General features: G+C 42.6%; 13 protein-coding genes. 5 read left to right on the top strand and 8 right to left on the bottom strand.

Annotated elements, in window-relative coordinates:
• The first annotated feature begins 56 nt into the window (after positions 1 to 56).
• The 4 genes from nth (at position 57) to A6J60_RS12705 (ending at position 3,123) form a co-directional block, all read left to right on the top strand.
• Entirely contained in the window at positions 57 to 752 is a 696-nt protein-coding gene (gene nth, locus A6J60_RS12720; protein WP_096066304.1) for an endonuclease III, read from the top strand.
• Positions 753 to 1,017: 265 nt separating this feature from the next.
• Positions 1,018 to 2,184, top strand: a complete 1,167-nt coding sequence (gene metK, locus A6J60_RS12715; RefSeq protein ID WP_096066303.1) for a methionine adenosyltransferase — start codon at positions 1,018 to 1,020, stop codon at positions 2,182 to 2,184.
• 79 nt (positions 2,185 to 2,263) lie between these two features.
• Entirely contained in the window at positions 2,264 to 2,596 is a 333-nt protein-coding gene (locus tag A6J60_RS12710) for a DUF3144 domain-containing protein (RefSeq protein WP_096066302.1), read from the top strand.
• Positions 2,597 to 2,730: 134 nt separating this feature from the next.
• Positions 2,731 to 3,123 (top strand): hypothetical protein, encoded by a 393-nt coding sequence (locus A6J60_RS12705; RefSeq protein ID WP_096066301.1) that lies wholly within the window; start codon positions 2,731 to 2,733, stop codon positions 3,121 to 3,123.
• A gap of 121 nt (positions 3,124 to 3,244) precedes the next feature.
• Here A6J60_RS12705 and A6J60_RS12700 read toward each other — a convergent pair whose 3' ends face one another.
• From A6J60_RS12700 to gyrA, 5 genes are all read right to left on the bottom strand, one after another.
• Positions 3,245 to 4,888, bottom strand: a complete 1,644-nt coding sequence (locus A6J60_RS12700) for a BCCT family transporter (protein ID WP_096066300.1) — start codon at positions 4,886 to 4,888, stop codon at positions 3,245 to 3,247.
• Between the two features lie 370 nt (positions 4,889 to 5,258).
• Complete coding sequence (gene clpB / locus A6J60_RS12695; RefSeq protein ID WP_096066299.1) at positions 5,259 to 7,847, bottom strand: ATP-dependent chaperone ClpB; 2,589 nt, start codon at positions 7,845 to 7,847, stop codon at positions 5,259 to 5,261.
• 422 nt (positions 7,848 to 8,269) lie between these two features.
• Complete coding sequence (locus A6J60_RS12690; RefSeq protein WP_227526151.1) at positions 8,270 to 8,512, bottom strand: hypothetical protein; 243 nt, start codon at positions 8,510 to 8,512, stop codon at positions 8,270 to 8,272.
• Entirely contained in the window at positions 8,502 to 9,206 is a 705-nt protein-coding gene (locus A6J60_RS12685; protein ID WP_096066298.1) for a glutathione binding-like protein, read from the bottom strand. The genes A6J60_RS12690 and A6J60_RS12685 overlap by 11 nt, the downstream gene beginning before the upstream one ends.
• Before the next feature lie 373 nt (positions 9,207 to 9,579).
• A complete protein-coding gene (gene gyrA / locus A6J60_RS12680; RefSeq protein WP_096066297.1) occupies positions 9,580 to 12,405 on the bottom strand; it encodes a DNA gyrase subunit A in 2,826 nt (941 codons plus the stop codon).
• Between the two features lie 408 nt (positions 12,406 to 12,813).
• Between gyrA and A6J60_RS12675 the strand changes: the two genes are divergently transcribed.
• Complete coding sequence (locus A6J60_RS12675) at positions 12,814 to 13,617, top strand: methyltransferase domain-containing protein (protein WP_096066296.1); 804 nt, start codon at positions 12,814 to 12,816, stop codon at positions 13,615 to 13,617.
• A 29-nt stretch (positions 13,618 to 13,646) separates the two neighbouring features.
• Here the strand turns inward: A6J60_RS12675 and A6J60_RS12670 are convergent, their stop codons facing one another.
• From A6J60_RS12670 to A6J60_RS12660, 3 genes are all read right to left on the bottom strand, one after another.
• Entirely contained in the window at positions 13,647 to 14,846 is a 1,200-nt protein-coding gene (locus A6J60_RS12670) for an ABC transporter ATP-binding protein (protein WP_096066295.1), read from the bottom strand.
• A 140-nt stretch (positions 14,847 to 14,986) separates the two neighbouring features.
• Positions 14,987 to 16,585: an ABC transporter permease gene (locus A6J60_RS12665; RefSeq protein WP_096066294.1), complete on the bottom strand. Its 1,599-nt coding sequence runs from the start codon at positions 16,583 to 16,585 to the stop codon at positions 14,987 to 14,989.
• Positions 16,586 to 16,831: 246 nt separating this feature from the next.
• On the bottom strand, positions 16,832 to 17,935 hold the full coding sequence (locus A6J60_RS12660; RefSeq protein WP_096066293.1) for an extracellular solute-binding protein: 1,104 nt from the start codon (positions 17,933 to 17,935) through the stop codon (positions 16,832 to 16,834).
• Positions 17,936 to 18,158 lie beyond the last annotated feature (223 nt).

The following is an 18,158-nucleotide window of genomic DNA, read 5'->3' as shown; positions in this document are numbered from 1 at the left end:
TGATTATTTTATTTAATCAACACTATATTCAGACCCTTAGGAAATATACCCAGACTATGAGTCGAGTTATTAAACACAAAACAGCGGACACCCCACCTTCAAGACGCTTGCCCAATCGCAATGTGATGGCTTTTTTTGACAAGCTGGCTGCTGCCATTGATGAGCCTGTCACTGAGCTTGAGTACAGCAGCGACTTTGAACTATTAATCGCGGTTATCCTATCAGCGCAAGCGACTGACATTAGTGTCAATATTGCGACGCGTAAATTGTTTGCTGTGGCTAATACGCCTGAAGCTATCTATGCACTCGGAGAAGACGGGCTCAAAGAGTATATTAAGACCATTGGCTTATTTAACTCTAAAGCAAAAAATGTGATTAAAACCTGTAAAGACTTGATTGATAAACACAACAGCCATGTACCGGATAATCGCAAAGATTTAGAAGCATTGGCTGGCGTCGGTCGCAAAACAGCAAACGTGGTACTAAATACCGCTTTTGGACAGCCCACAATGGCGGTTGATACCCATATCTTTCGAGTCAGTAATCGAACCGGACTGGCCACTGGCCCTACCGTACTTGCGGTTGAAAAAAAGCTGCTTGAACGGGTACCAGAAGCCTATCTTGTCGATGCACACCACTATCTAATTTTGCATGGCCGCTATACCTGCCAAGCACGTACACCGAAATGCGGTGAATGCCCTGTTTATAAAGAGTGTATGTTCAAAGACAAGCAAAAGTTTGCTGAACTTTAACACAGACCTAAGCTGAAAATTATTAATCTAGTAATGACTGTTGCTCGCTAGAGTTTTATTGCCATTCAGGGTAAAATAGATAAGTTTTACGCCGAGGGTCTGTTAAACATTCAAATAAACACGCAACTACCCTTAAAAATAAGCGTAACCGATCAATAATTCGTTTGAATGTTCAACAGACCATGAACACCATTGTGATGTTCTTGCAGATTTTCCAAATCTTAATTTCTTAAATACAAGTGCTGACTATAAGTGATACCTCATTATGCATAACTATCAACTTTTTACCTCTGAATCTGTAAGTGAAGGCCATCCAGATAAAATGGCAGATCAAATCTCAGACGCCTTGCTTGATGCCATCATGAAAGAGGATTTACATGCTCGCGTAGCTTGTGAAACCTTAGTAAAAACAGGTGCTGTGGTATTAGCAGGTGAAATTTCTACCACTGCCAATGTCGATATTGAACGCATCGTCCGTGATACGGTGAAAGGTATTGGCTATCATCATTCAGATCTTGGCTTTGATGGTGAGACCTGTGCCGTCATTAACATGATTGGTAAACAATCACCTGAGATTGCCCAAGGCGTTGATCGCACCAATCCTGAAGATCAAGGTGCTGGTGACCAAGGCTTAATGTTCGGCTATGCCAGTAACGAAACCGAAGTATTAATGCCTGCGCCTATCGAGTTTGCCCACCGCTTAATGGAGCGTCAATCTGAATTGCGCCGTGCTGGCACCCTATCTTGGCTGCGTCCAGATGCCAAAGCACAAGTTACCTTAAAATATGCCAATGGCGCACCATCAGCCATTGATGCGGTAGTATTGTCGACTCAGCATGACCCAAGCATCTCACAAAAAGATCTGCAAGAAGCGGTGATGGAAGAAATCATCAAGCACGTACTGCCAACCCATCTGCTACATAAAGAAACCCGCTATCACATCAACCCGACTGGCAAATTCGTCATCGGTGGTCCAGTAGGTGATGCAGGCCTAACCGGCCGTAAAATCATTGTTGATACCTATGGCGGTATGGCACGTCATGGCGGCGGTGCCTTTAGTGGTAAAGACCCTTCAAAAGTTGACCGCAGTGCTGCCTACGCCGGTCGTTATGTTGCTAAGAACTTAGTTGCTGCTGGTCTAGCTGAGCGCTGTGAAGTTCAAATCAGTTATGCCATTGGTGTGGCTGAACCAACCTCTATCTCAGTCAATACGTTTGGTACTGAAAAAGTGAGCAATGATGTTCTTATTGAGCTGATTCGCACTCACTTTGACCTACGCCCTTACGGCATCACAAATATGCTAAATCTGTTACAACCTATGTATCAGCAAACAGCAACCTTCGGCCACTTTGGTCGTCCAGGCTCTGATACTGCGTTTACATGGGAAAAAACAGATAAGGCCGATCAATTAAGAGCAGATGCTAACCTATAATTTAGCCTGCCAATAGCCCTATTCACTTGAGCAACCAAACCAAAACTTAAATTTAAATAGGTCTCAATAAGATAATACTATGACTGATAAAACAAACAATACTGACAATCAACAGCCGCTTTCTCAAGACATCGAAGCCTTTTACAAACGTGCTGACGCAGTTATTGAGTTGGCCAACAGCCAATTAGGTCCTCAATCTCATTCAGGACAAGTTGGCGCATCGTTGTTATATGCCGCTGCTCGATATACTGCTTCTGTGGCCTCTATCGGCTTTGTTAAAGGCAGTGACTTGGCGAAAGAAAAAGAAGAGATTATCGAGTTTTACATGAAGCAGTATCGTCAAATGCTAAGTGACAACTTAGATGACTATGCTGAAAACTTTGATAAATATGTTCAGATTAACAAAGAATAAGACGCTTAATTATTATTAACCGTTTTTTTGATTAATTGTGATACAAGATGTATAAATAGCTCACCTTTCGGTGGGCTGTTTTTTTAGTATGATGATTAAATCCAGCTACTTACTCAGAAAGGATGAGGTCACTTATGAAAGGATTTATCAAAACAAATAATCAAAAAACCCAAGTAAGCACATCGTCTGTACTAGGGTCAGCACTATTTGGCATACCGCTAGTAATAGGCATGCTATTAACAGGCTGTACGACATCAGAAGAAGCACAAAAACCCACTAAGCCAGCACCAGTTACTGATAACAATCAACCCTTTGATAATAGCTCTGCCTCACAATGCGGACCCTTTACCGCTGATAAAGCACAAGTGATGTGTACTATGCATTACGACCCAGTGTGCGTAAAGCATAAATCAGCAGATGGGCAAATTAGTTATAAGACAGCGGGTAATGCTTGTACGGCCTGCACAACTCCGACAGCCATTAGCTATACCGCGAGTGAATGTGGTGCTGAAGATCGTACACGCTAATGCCAATCAGCCTAATTAATTAACTAATCAGTAAACCTAAAAAAGGCCAACTCCTAAAAGTTGGCCTTTGCTTATTTTAAAATAAAAACAGTAAAATTATTATGCTAAGCGATCGACACCATTAATCACCTGAGGCAATTTTTGGTGGACCCTTCAACAACTCTTCATCAACAAACTCATCGGCTGTGTTGTGCTCAGCAGATTCTTCGGTAATAAACCACTGCTGCGCACGATATAAGATGAGTCGATCTCGGCTAAGACCTCGCATCAATGAGTACATCATTACCACAATTACGATAGCAAATGGGAAACCTGCCACAATAGCCGCAGCCTGTAATGCACCTAGACCACCTGCTGCTAACAAAATCGCAGCTACCAACCCTTGAGTCACAGCCCAGAATAGACGTTGAGTCTTAGGAGGGTTGGTATCACCGCCAGAAGTCAACATATCGATAACGAAACTTGCTGAGTCTGATGAGGTCACAAACCACAATACGATCATAACGATGATTAGCATGGTGGTCGCTTTAGCCAATGGATAAAATTCCATTAGTTTAAAGATAGCGTTACCATAATCATTTTGTACCACTTCAATAAAGCCTGGGCTAATGCCTTTTAACGCCCCTTCTAATTCCATATTGACAGCAACGCCACCAAAGGTTGTGAACCAGAAGAACAAGATAGCCATAGGCACAAATAATACACCTAATAAGAATTCGCGAATGGTACGACCACGACTAATACGAGCAATAAATACGCCCACAAATGGTGACCAACTTACCCACCAAGCCCAGTAGAAAATAGTCCAAGCTGACTGCCAATCGGTCTTACTATAGGCTTCATTCCAGAACGCTAACTCGATGATGTTTTGGGTATAGTTACCGATATTTTCGACAAAACTATCCATAATATACTGAGTTGGACCTAGGATGAATGCAAAACCCAATAGTACAAACGTTAAGAAGATGTTTAAATCACTTAGACGCTTAATCCCTTTATCCAGACCCATCATTAATGAGCCACAGGCCAGTAAGGTAATAAACGCAATCAATATAATTTGAACCGTAATATTATTAGGCAGTCCAAATAAACCGCTTAAGCCAGAGTTAATCTGTAACACACCCAAACCGAGGGTGGTTACCACACCAAACATAGTACCGAATACGGCAAGTACGTCTACGGTGTGACCCCAGCCGCCATTAATGCGTTTACCTAATATAGGATATAAAGCAGAGCGAATGGCAAGTGGTAAGCCACGGCGGAAGTGGAAATAGGCCAAAGATAACGCCACAAAAGCATAAATTGCCCAAACGTGAATACCATAATGCAAGAACGATATATTCATTGCCTGTTTGGCCGCTTCAACCGTCTCTTTTTCACCTAATGGTGGTGCCATAAAGTGAAACACTGGCTCAGCTGTACCCCAATACATAATACCGATACCGATACCTGCAGAGAACAACATGCCAATCCAAGACATAAGACTGTATTGAGGTGCTTCGGTCTGATGCCCTAACCGAATATCTCCATAGCGACTGAATATTAAATACAAACAAATAAATACAGCAGCATTCATCACCACAATGAACAGCCAGCCAAATCTTTGGGTAATAAAGCTTTGTAATGAAGTAAATACTTCATTTGCCATATCTTGGAACAAAGCACCAAAGATAATAAAACCAACAATTAATATCACTGAGGCGATAAATACAGGCCGATTAACCCGTGGAAAGGGTCCTAAACGCCCAATTTTTAAATCACTCATTCCTCTTACCTTGATAAAAAAGAAGTTACCTTAACAATGCAATTACTAATTAGCAATTTTATACACAGGTCACCCTTAATAAATTAACACTAGACTCTATAATGGGTAACATAACAGCAACAATTATCGCTTTTAGGTCAGTTTAATGCAAATTTAAAATAGACTTTGTTATTAGCGGTTTATTAAATAGTGCGATGACCATCATATATGTATGCCATATGAATTCACTATAAAGTCTATTTAAAACAAACGACTTTAAGATATTATGAAAACAAGCAGCTTTAAAATTAGGTACAAAAAAAGACCCTCTATGTAATATAGAGGGTCTTTTTTGATTAATTACCTATTAACAATAATCAATGTTGACAGATTATTCTTTGGTGAAGACTAGGTTATCTTCTTCATCAACATCGACTTTGATGGTATCACCAGCAATAAACTCTGCCGATAATAGCTTCAATGACAATGGGTTTTCAATCTGCTGCTGAATAGCACGTTTCAAAGGACGCGCGCCATATACAGGATCGTAACCCACGGCGACTAACATATGCATCGCATCTGGCGTTAACTTGATGTCCATTTCGCGCTCTTTTAAGCGGTCACGTAAGCGATCAAGCTGAATGTCTGCAATGCCCGCCATTTGTGCCATACCCAATGGATGGAATACCACAATCTCATCAATACGGTTGACAAACTCTGGGCGGAAGTGCTGGCCAACTGATTCCATAACAGAAGCTTTGATTTCTTCATAGTCATCACCGGCCATCTCTTGGATTTTATGCGAACCCAAGTTACTGGTCATAATGATAACCGTGTTTTTGAAATCAACCACACGACCTTGTGAGTCAGTTAAGCGGCCATCATCCAATACTTGAAGCAGAATGTTAAACACATCTGGATGTGCTTTTTCGACCTCATCAAACAAGATAACGCTGTATGGCTTACGGCGTACCGCTTCAGTTAGCACACCGCCCTCTTCATAACCGACATAACCTGGAGGCGCACCAACCAAGCGGCTGACACTGTGCTTCTCCATGAACTCACTCATGTCGATACGCACCATGGCATCTTCTGTATCGAACAAGAAGCTGGCAAGCGCTTTGGTCAACTCAGTTTTACCGACACCGGTTGGACCTAAGAATAGGAACGAGCCTGATGGACGGTTTGGATCTGACAGACCGGCGCGACTACGGCGAACCGCGTTAGCAACCGACTGCACTGCTTCATCCTGACCAACCACACGCTGATGCAAGTGGCTTTCCATTTCAAGCATTTTCTCACGTTCGCCTTGTAGCATACGGCTTACCGGAATACCAGTCGCTGCAGCAACCACTTCAGCAATTTCATTGTCCGTCACTTTGTTACGTAACAACTTAATGCCTTCGCCTTCTCCGGTTTGTTCTTTTTGCTCTGCCAAGTCGGATTCAGTGATACGTTTTTCAAGCTGAGGTATGGTTTCATACTGCAGCTTACTCATGGTTTCGTAATCACCTTCACGGCTGGCTTTGTCATAAGCAATACGCGCTTTATCCAACTCGTCTTTTAACTGTTGACTGCCTTTAACCAAGGCTTTCTCAGCTTGCCAGATTTCGTTAAGATCGGCATATTCTTTTTCAAGCTCTTCAATTTGTTCATCTAGAATCTGACGCTCAGCTTGTGCACCAGCATCTTCTTCATTTTTGAGCACTTCGCGCTGCATTTTTAGCTGAATCAAACGACTGTCTAGCTTGCCTAATGCTTCAGGCTTGCTGTCCATTTCCATACGTAAGCGGCTCGCAGCTTCATCGACCAAGTCGATTGCCTTATCTGGCAATTTACGATCGGTGATATAGCGATGACTCATACGCGCAGCAGCAATAATAGCGCTGTCTTGAATATCGACACCATGGTGTAGCTCATAACGCTCTTTTAAACCACGCAAGATGGCAATGGTATCTTCAACGCTTGGCTCATCAACCAATACTTTTTGGAAGCGGCGCTCAAGGGCAGCATCTTTTTCAATATACTGACGGTATTCATCTAAAGTAGTTGCACCCACACAGTGCAGCTCACCGCGTGCCAATGCAGGCTTTAACATGTTACCCGCATCCATTGCGCCGTCTGACTTACCGGCACCAACCATGGTATGTAATTCGTCAATGAATAAGATGACATTACCTTCTTGCTGTGACAGCTCGTTGAGCACGCTTTTCAGACGCTCTTCAAACTCACCACGATATTTGGCACCGGCAATGAGTGCGCCTAAATCCAGTGACAATACTTCTTTGCTACGTAGACCTTCTGGCACATCGCCATTAACAATCTTTTGCGCTAAGCCTTCAACGATGGCAGTTTTACCAACCCCTGGCTCACCGATAAGTACTGGGTTATTTTTGGTACGACGTGACAATACTTGAATGGTACGACGAATCTCTTCGTCACGACCAATCACCGGGTCAAGCTTACCTGACTCTGCACGTTCGGTTAGGTTTATGGTGTATTTGTTCAATGCATCACGTTGGTCTTCAGCATTTTGACTGTCCACGGTTTGTTCTCCACGAAGTTGCTCAATCACTGCTTTTAACTTAGCCGCAGTGACACCCGCTTGCTCAAATATTTTTTTGGTCTCGCCCTGCTCTGCTAATATTTGCAGCACCCACTCGGTCGCAATATAGTCATCACCAGCTTTTTGTGCCTGACGATCGGCTAAATTTAGCACTTTAACTGACTCTGGATTTAGGTTCACTTCTCCAGTAGGTGTCGCAATGGTTGCTTGATTGTCTAACGCTTTGGCAACACCATTTTTTAATGCAGGCACACTAGCGCCCGCTTGCTGACACACAGATAAGTTAGACTCATCTTCTAATAGTGCGGCCATAATATGTACCGGCGCAATGCTGGTATGGTCTCTGCCAAGCGCTATGCTTTGAGCCTGTTGCAAAGCTGCTTGTAGCTTTTGGGTAAATTTCTCAAATCTCATCTAAGAATCCTTATCGTTTTAATTTGTATTATCTTTAATTTATTCAGCATTAAACGGTGTGGTTATTTTTAATTAGGTTTTAACCCTGTTAAAGTAGCACTGTTTACTGCTTTACTCTGTTACATATATGCAGACTGTGTCATGTTTTTTCAAGTCTATGTCGAGCTAATTTTATAAATTATTGTAAATGTCAAACTATAACTATGACTAAACAGTAATCGCTGTTCATATAATGGATACCCTTAGTTTAAATTTCAATAGACTAGATTTAATTAACATTTAAAATCAAGTATTTAGAGTAAATAATATGATGCTAAGTGAGCTTAAATGCTTGGATTAAATAGCTTTAGCTAAAAACAAAAAACCTGTGATCGGCAATACCAATCACAGGTTTTGTTTATATCTAAAGTTGTCTGCAGCTGTTAAGGCATCTGACACAATATCAATTTATCTTCAACCGTTACTTGCGCTCCAGCTAGCTGACACTCTTTAACCAAATAAGAGCGGCTTGCCTGCCAGCCAGCAAAAAAGCTGATTACACACAATAAAAAAACAAACAACTTCATTTTAACATTGCGTAGAATCTCTGGTTTTTCAGGATGAATGTTACCTCCTGGCTGTTGCTGATGTTGAGTTGCAGATTTTTGGGACTGGTTAGAACTCAAGCTTACCCCCTTTCGCTACTGCTGCTTGATAGGCAGGTCTTGCTTTACAACGCTTTAACCAATTGACAATACTGTTGTAGCGTACCGTATCTAAGCTGCGGCCGGCATTAGCCGCTTCCACGAAAAAGGCCATTTGAATATCTGCCGCACTGAACTCAGCACCGGCGAACCATTTATCTTCGGTCAACTCAGCTTCGATCAAATCAAGGGTCTTGTTGATATTTTTGGTAATCATTGATGCTTCAACTTGCTTACGAATACCTTTTGCAATCGGACGTATTAAGGCAGGTGAACGCTCTACAATCTTCGTAAACACCAAACGCATTACCAAGGCTGGCATAGCTGATGCTTCGGCGTAATGCATCCAAAAGTCGTAATCACGCCAATCTTGGCTGTCTGCATCTAGCTTCGGATGCAGCTTAAACTCAGGGTCATATTTTGCCATCAAGTAATCAATGATAAAACCTGACTCAATCAAAGCCGTGGTTTCTTCTGGCTTGTCTGAATCAATACCTTTCACTTCTAGTATAGGTGCTTTACCAGAAGGATGAACCTTCTCTAGGCTTTTTGGCGCTAAAAAAGACTTGGTTCTTTGATAACTGGTTAGCTGATAATCCAATTCCAACTCTTCAAGTAGCCATAAAATACGGAATGAACGTGAGTTCTCTAAATGATGTAAATGTAAATTTGACATATCTGCCCCTTAATTATTCATTACTTGTTATGCATTATTATAAAAATTATAAAATCTTAAGAAGTATAGCCTAATATTTGGTTTAGAGTTGTTTGACTATGTAGCCCGACGTAGCCTGACACTCATCTTGCAACTGTTATGGTTAGAAGATTATTCGGACTTAGTGGTTCAGCTGACTCTAATGAAACATTTCACGAATCACGAGCTTTAGAAAATTACTGACTTTATAAAACCACTGTAAAAATTTAACTCTAAAAAAAATACCGACAGAAGTCTATTCCATCGGCATTTTAAAGGCAAACTAATCAACAACAAAGATAAGTTTTGTTACCTTAATCAGTATTAAGCGTAACACCCTACTTTAAGGTTAACATTAGTCATCACTTGCGTCATTGATGTTATCTGCATCAGTATCGTCAATATCGGTATCGCTATCAGTCTCGACATCGTCAGCCAGTTTATTAGCTTCATCTGCGTCAGAAGGCGCATCTGTAGAATCTAGCATACCTTCAAGTAGCTCCTCTTCTTCGGTGCTCTCCTCAACACGCGCCATACCAACCAACACTTCATCATTGGCTAAGCGAATTAAGGTTACCCCTTGAGTGTTACGTCCTGACGTTGCTACTTGAGCCACTGGCGTACGCACTAGCGTTCCTTTGTTCGAGATTAAGATGATGTCATCTTCAGGATGTACCTTGGTCGCACGCACTAAAGCACCATTACGCTCACTGGTCTTGATAGCGATAACACCACCGCCACCACGGTTTTGCGCGTTAAACTCTTCAGCTGGCGTACGCTTACCATAACCATTCTCACAAGCAATCAGAATCTCTTTCACGTCATCTTCAATAACCACCAATGACTTAATAGATTCATCTTTGGCGATACGCATACCGCGAACACCTTTAGCAGTACGGCCCATCACACGTGCATCATTCTCGTCAAAACGAATGGCTTTACCACTTGAGGCAAATAGCATCACTTGCTGCTCGCCATTGGTAATGCGTGCAGAAACAAGCTTGTCATCTTCTTCTAGGCCAATCGCAATCAAACCATTCGAGCGAATGTTAGCAAACTGAGACAGCTTCACGCGCTTAACCGTACCATTAGCAGTCGCAAAGAATACAAATGGTCCCGTTACGGTATTGTCGTTTTCTTCTGCATCATCGTCCACAACATCAGCATCTGCAATGGCAGCAGCTTCATCAGCGTCATGTGGTGCTTCTTCGACCGCTTTTGGAATCGGTAAAATAGTAGTGACAATCTCATCTGGGTCTAAGCCAATAATATTAACTAGCGGACGGCCACGCGCGCCACGGCTGGCAATTGGCACTTCAAAGCCACGTAAGCTAAACACACGCCCATTATCGGTAAAGCAAAGCACCGTCGCATGAGTCGAGGTCACAACCAGATGATCAATCACATCATCTTCTTTCATCGCTGCTGCTGACTTACCACGGCCACCACGGTTTTGGGCGACATAGTCACCGATTGGCTGGGTCTTAGCATAACCCGTACGTGATACCGTTAATACCACTGTCTGTTCTGGAATTAAGTCTTCACGGCTAAAGTCGCTACGTGAGTCAACGATGTCAGTGCGACGCTCATCACCAAATTCATCTAAGATTTCTTGCATTTCATTTTTAATAACCATCATCAGCTTATCAAAGTCCGCTAAGATAGATTCAAGTTCAGCAATTTGACGTAAGATGTCTTGGTATTCTTCGGTTAGTTTGTCTTGCTCAAGGCCGGTTAAACGATGCAGTTGCATCTCTAAAATCGCGTTAACCTGTTCAAGTGATAAACGGTAGTTGTTACCGTCATCAATTAGACCAAACGGATTTTTCAGGTCCTCGCCTTCGATAAACTCAGGGCGTACTGAGCGCAAGTCACCAGCAGCTAATGTACCACGACCTGCCGCTTGCAACATGGCAACCACGGTACCTGAATCCCATACTTGGGCTAATAGTTTTTCACGTGCTTCACCGCGGTTGGCCGACTCTTTAATGGTAGCGATGATGTCATCGATGTTGGCTAAGGCAACGGTCAGACCTTCTAATAAGTGACCGCGCGCTTTGGCTTTGTTTAGCTCATAAATCGTACGGCGAGTCACAACTTCTTGACGGTGACGCACAAAGGCTGCAATTAACTGACGCAATGTCATTAGCTTTGGCTGACCATTGTCTAAGGCAACCATGTTGATGCTAAAGCTTGACTCTAGTGGTGTCTGCAAGAACAAGTTATTAACAATAACTTCTGCTACTTCGCCACGACGTAAATCAATCGCAATACGCATGCCGTCTTTATCAGACTCATCACGAATCTCAGAGATACCTTCAATTTTCTTATCACGTACCAGCTCAGCAATACGCTCGATTAGCTTGGCTTTGTTGGCCTGGTATGGAATTTCGGTAAATACAATGCGCTCACGCTCACGATTGGCGCCAGTTTCACTCATCGGTTCAATGTGATAACGACCACGGATATGCAGACGGCCTTTACCAGTGCGATACGCATCAACGATACCCGCACGGCCATATATAATACCGCCAGTTGGGAAGTCAGGACCAGAGATATAGTTGGTCAGCTCTTCACTTGAGATATTCGGATTATCGGCATACGCCAAGCAGGCATTAAGCACTTCGGTTAAGTTGTGCGGCGCCATATTGGTCGCCATACCGACCGCAATACCAGTCGCGCCGTTTACCAGTAGATTAGGAATACGTGCTGGCAACACACTTGGCATGCGCTCTGAACCATCATAGTTGTCTTCCCAGTCAACCGTGTCTTTATCCAGATCTGCCAACATTTTGTGAGTCAGCTTAGTCATACGTACTTCGGTATAACGCATCGCTGCTGCTGGATCATCGTCGATAGAACCAAAGTTACCTTGACCGTCGACCATGGGATAGCGCAAGCTAAAGTCCTGTGCCATACGTACAATGGCATCATAAACAGCAGTATCACCATGAGGGTGATATTTACCGATTACGTCACCAACCACACGTGCCGATTTTTTGTAAGGTTTATTGTAGTCGTTAGACAACTGGTGCATGGCATACATGATACGACGATGCACAGGTTTCAGCCCGTCTCGCACATCCGGTAGCGCTCGAGATACAATAACGCTCATCGCATAATCAAGGTAGGATTGCTTCATCTCATCGATGATAGCAATAGGACTGACCGAATCACTCATACATACATCTCCATGTTAGCAGTTGTCCCCGACTTAAATTAGGAACCTTCTGCAAACTATTTTTAAAGTTTTTTATTGATTGTTTTTGCTAAACTGACTGCTCAACTATTTTGTCAGTTTTATAGCCAATTTTTGAACCAATTCATGCAAAAAATTAACTGTTATATTTTAGCACAAATTAGCCTCAAACGGGTGCATTTATAGGGCTGTATCCAAGCCATGATGACAACTATTGACAACAAAACGGCAGCGATTGAATGCAAACTGGGTTAAAATTAGCCGCCTGTTAGATTTAAATTAAAAAACGCCCCAAACTCTCTTATAAAAACAGCCATTATTTTGTGTTTATTGACACAAACTTTATTATTTTATTAAAACCTATCTGTATTTTTTGGAAACCTGACTGCTATGAGCGTATCTGAAGACCGTAATTTTGACCCCATTACTGAGCATTTTGTCAAAAAGGTATATGGCGGATTAAAAGGTGACATTCGTCTGGCTGTTCTCAAGCGAGATCTAACTGATGTGGTCAAGCAGCTGTCTGCGCAACACAATAGACCGCTTAGAATTTTGGATGTTGGTGCCGGCTTGGCACAGATTTCAATTGAATTGGCCGAGCAAGGACATCAGGTGACGATTAATGACATCTCACACAATATGTTGGTCGAGGCCAAAAAAAACGCCAGCGAACGTGGCGTGTTAGATAAAATTAGTTGGTTGGTATGTCCGTATCAGCATTTTGAAGAAATTCTTGGTGAGACAGCAGACGAGGGCTATGACTTAATATTATGCCATGCTCTACTTGAGTGGTTGGGTCAGCCCAGTGACATCATGCCATTTTTTGCCCGCTGGCTTGCTGCTGACGGGGTACTATCACTGTGTTTTTATAATCCGGCCAGTTTTGTCTATCGCAACTTGATTATGGGTAACTTTAACTTGCTAAATAACCCAGAGTTTAAATCAGACAATAAAAAAAGCCTGACTCCAAACAACCCTGTCAGCTATGAGCAAGTGGCAGGTTGGCTTGAGGATCAAGGCTTACAGATTAATTCAGTCAGTGGCTTACGCGTATTTCATGATTATTCACCGCTAAAGCGTGGCGGTCATACCAATCCTGAAGCAGTGATTAAGATGGAGCTACGCTACTCAAATCAAACCCCTTATAAATGGCTGGGGCGTTATTTGCACGTATTGGCGCAGCGTCAGCAATAAAATTTAAATCAGCTAGATATTTGAACTAACTAAATACGGTGCCAAGTGGTCACATCCAAGTCATCGCCATGGAATAACACCACATGAGCCATCAAGGGTCTAAAACCAATCGATGAGCCAATCGGATGGTCATGGTGACTGGAGATTAACGACAGCACCTCTTCCCCATTGTCTAAGCGCAATCGGTATAAAAAGTTAGCACCTCGAAACACGCGCCCGACTACAATGGCCTGCTGCGGACTGCTATCATCGTGCACGATATCATCAGGACGAATCAGCACTTTAATCTGAGTGCCATTGGCAAAGTCGTATTCACACACTTCACCGGTATTGTAGTAAGTCTCATAATCGTATTCTTGATAATGCGAATGAATCGGCTCAGGATAGCGCTTGATATCACCCAGTGCTGTCTTGATGGTGCCTTGTTCAATCACCCCATCAATCATCGCACCTTCACCAATAAATTCAGCAATGAACGGACTGTTCGGTTCATGATACAGCTCGTCAGGTGTTGCCCACTGTGCCAACTTACCCTTATGCATCACACCAATCTTATCAGCAATAGCAAAGGCTTCATGCTGATCATGGGTAACCAAAATAGCCGTGGTATTGGTCTGTTTTAAGATATCACGTACTTTGGCTGCCAGTGATTCTCGCAGCATCATATCTAAGTTTGAAAATGGCTCATCTAACAAAAGCAGCTCAGGCTTAGGCGCTAGCGCACGCGCTAAAGCAATACGTTGCTGCTGACCGCCAGACAATTGATTGATACGCTTATCGGCATGTTCAGTCAGCTCAACTAACGCCAACATCTCTTTAATGCGGGCTGCTTTATCCGCTTTAGACCAGCGGTGTAAGCCAAAGCCAATATTTTCACTCACCGTCAGATGACTAAACAGCGCATAGTCTTGAAACACCATGCCCATATCACGTTTGGCTGGCATCACTTGCACGTTGACCTTGTTAGACTCAATATCAGTCAACACTTTATTATTTAAGATTACCCGACCTTGCACCGGCTGCTCAAGACCAGCAATCGCTCTTAGCGCGGTAGTCTTACCACAACCACTAAACCCTAATAAACAACCTATCTCACCCTGCTCTAAACTCATCGATAGCGCTTTGACCACTTGGGTTTGATCAAAGCTAACACTGATCTGATCGATAACCAGATACGGTGATTTGCTCGCTGTCATATCCGCTGAAGTGGCTGCTGGTTGCTGCTGCATATTGGCTTACCTTTGCTTAGGCTATTTTAATAAATAAATAATGACGAATGATATTGGCAATCAAACACAAATAAAATTAAGCGCTCTGGCTCTTATTAACTATGGCTCTGATTAACTGTAATTAATACTGATAAAAATAATTAACTTTTATCTGACTGACGTATTAATAAGATAACCGGTATCAATCCAACCAACACTATGGTCAAACTGGGTAGCGCGGCACGCTCATACATACCCTCAGAGGTCATTTCAAACACTCTGACAGCCAGTGTATCCCAACCTTGACGACGCGTCATTAGAGTAATGGGCATCTCTTTAGTAACTTCAACGAACACCATGATCAGTGCGGTTAATACACCTGGGCTGATAACTGGTAAATATACTTGACGCCAGCGCTGCCAACGATTGGTCGTTAATAACTGCGCCGCCTGCTCCTGACTGGGTGTTAATCGATTAAGCTGACGATCAATGGGCTGAAAGCCAACTGTCACAAAGCGTGTGGTCAATGCCAATAACATCACTACCACACTACCGCTAATGACCTGAGTGGTTGTGATATTTAAAGCGATTAACGCGTTGTCCATCGACGCAATTGGGATAAATACCCCCACCGCCAATACTGTGCCGGGCACGGCATAACCCAGATTAGCCAAAGATACCAACAGCTGGTTGCTACGGCTTGGGAATTGGCGCAACAGCCATGCCATTAACAACGCTAATACCGCAATGGTGACTGCGGTTGCACTGGCAATGAGCAAAGTATTGGTGACAAAGCCCCAATAACGATTATCCAAATCAATATGATAGTTATCAATCACCCAGATTAGCAGCTGACCCATAGGGATGCCAAACGCCAAAATAAAAATCAGGCTACAAAAGAGTAATGCCCACAGATTTTTTAATCCAGATAATTGTTGACGTTGGCGGCTGCCTGCACTGGGTAGATAACTGCGCTTTTTTTGCCAATAACGCTCAAACAGCAGCACAATAAATACTGCTACGATTAATAAGGCGGCCAGCTGCGCTGCCGTGGTTAAACTAAAAAAGCCAAACCAAGCTTTATAAATTGCCGTTGTAAACGTATCTAGGTTAAATACAGATACGGCACCAAAATCAGCTAAGGTTTCCATCCAGGTTAATAGCAAACCGCCAACAATCCACGGCATAGCTTGAGGCAAAGCCACTTTAAAAAATGCTTGTTGCCGAGTTAGCCCTAACATTTGACCCGCTTCTAGCGCCCGTTGCCCTTGCGATAAAAAAGCTTGTCTCGCCAATAGATACACATAAGGATAGAACACCAGTGATAAGATAACACCGGCGCCCCAGACGTTACGTATCTGAATAAAAGAACCATTTATCCCCAGCTCTCTTAAGCTACTTTGCAATATGCCACTGTAATCAAAGATACCGACACTGACAAAAGCCAGTACATAAGCGGGAATGGCAAATGGCAGCATTAATGCCCAAGCAAAAAACTTCTGCCCAGTAAAGCGATACATACTGGTTAACCACGCCAAATAGGTGCCAAGACTACCTGCTATTACGGTGACTAAGACTAGGATTAAAGCGCTATTTTTTAATACGGAGGGTAAGACATAGTCTGCAAGGTGCGACCATACCTCAGCCATAGGCTCAAACCATGAGCGCATGACAATAATGATGGGTATCAACATAAATAGCGAAATTAGACCAAGGACTAATTTCGCTATTAGAGATTTGTTGGATTGATTCGCTTTCATAAACCCCTAATGCTAAACCTGCTTTGTCTGCTCATGCATCTTAATAACCACATCTTAATGCATACGTCTTGATAAAAACGTTTTAAAACAATGACTACTATCTCAATACTTTAAAACAAATTTAGTGCAAGAGACAGTCATCATAGTAATAAATCATCTAGATAATAAGCTTATCGGCTAGACTGATTAAATCACTCTAGCCGATAGACGACAAAGTTCGCTTAGCGCATTTTGGCTTAGTATGTTTTATTCGTAACCTGCACGATCCATTAATTGTACCGCTTGTGCTTGACGTTGACCAAAGATGCTAACATTAATGTCATCTTGTTTGAATGGTCCCCATGAACGTAGAAGGTCTGACTCATCAATACCTTCTTTCACTGGGAACTCTTTATCGCTGCTGGCGTATTGACCTTGCGCGGTGTCAGAAGACAACCATTCGATCAGCTTACGTGCGCCTTCAACGTTATCAGCGTTTTTGATAATACCTGCGCCAGATACGTTAACATGAGTACCGGTTGCTTCAGCGCCTTCACCTTGGTTAGCCCAGAATAGTTTTACAGGGAAATCAGGGTTTTCTTCTAAGGTACGGCCATAGTAGTAACTGTTGGCAATACCCACTTCACACTGACCGGCAGCAATGGCTTCAAGCATTTTATTATCGCTGCTAAACACAGGCGCTGCTAAGTTAGCCACCCAGCCTTTAACGATTTCTTCAGTTTTTGGCTCGCCATAATGTTCAATCATACTGGCAACCAATGACTGATTATATACCTTTTGCGAGGTACGTAAACATAATTTGCCTTTCCATTTTGGATCAGCAAGGTCCGCATAAGTTGACAGATCTTCTGGGCTTACTTTTTTTGGATCATAAAAAATAGTACGCGCACGTAGTGATAGACCCGTCCATAGATCTTTTGCTGAGCGGTATTTTTCTGGCACATTGCTGTTAATCACTTCTGAATTAAGCGGCTGCAACAAGCCTTGCTCGCCCGCTTGCCATAAGTTACCGGCATCAACCGTTAGTAGCATATCTGCTGGTGTATTGGTACTTTCAGCTTCTAAACGTGCCATTAATGGGCCGGTTTTATCAGTCACAAGCTCAACAGCTATACCGGTTTCTTTGGTAAATTCATCTAATAAAGGCTGAATTAATTGCTCATTACGTGAAGAATAAACAGTAACCACTTCCGAATCGTTTCGGGTCGCTGGACTGTCAGCATCAGCTACTTTGTCACTATCATTGCTACTATTACAGCCTGCTAAAGCCAGTGCACTCATCATAGCAGCACCTAATAAGGTAACTTTGCTCTTACCTAGCATTGATGTTGCCGCTTGTTCTGTACCCATACAATCCTCTTTACGATATCTAATCTGGTTAAATGTATTTTTATAATATTGCTGATGCAATTTGCACTCATTTAAGGTGCGATATTGATGCGTTAATTAGGCCAATAAATATTGCTTTTACTAACGAAATGTATAGTAATACAAATAGTAATAATTATCAATAACAATTAGAATCTATCATTTCGAACCCAAATAATCGCTTTAAACCTGAGCTTAATTTTAT

The organism is Psychrobacter sp. FDAARGOS_221, assembly GCF_002313155.2.
Lineage (GTDB): Bacteria > Pseudomonadota > Gammaproteobacteria > Pseudomonadales > Moraxellaceae > Psychrobacter.
Note: the sequence above shows the minus strand (reverse complement) of the source record. Positions and strands in the feature narration are given on the sequence as shown.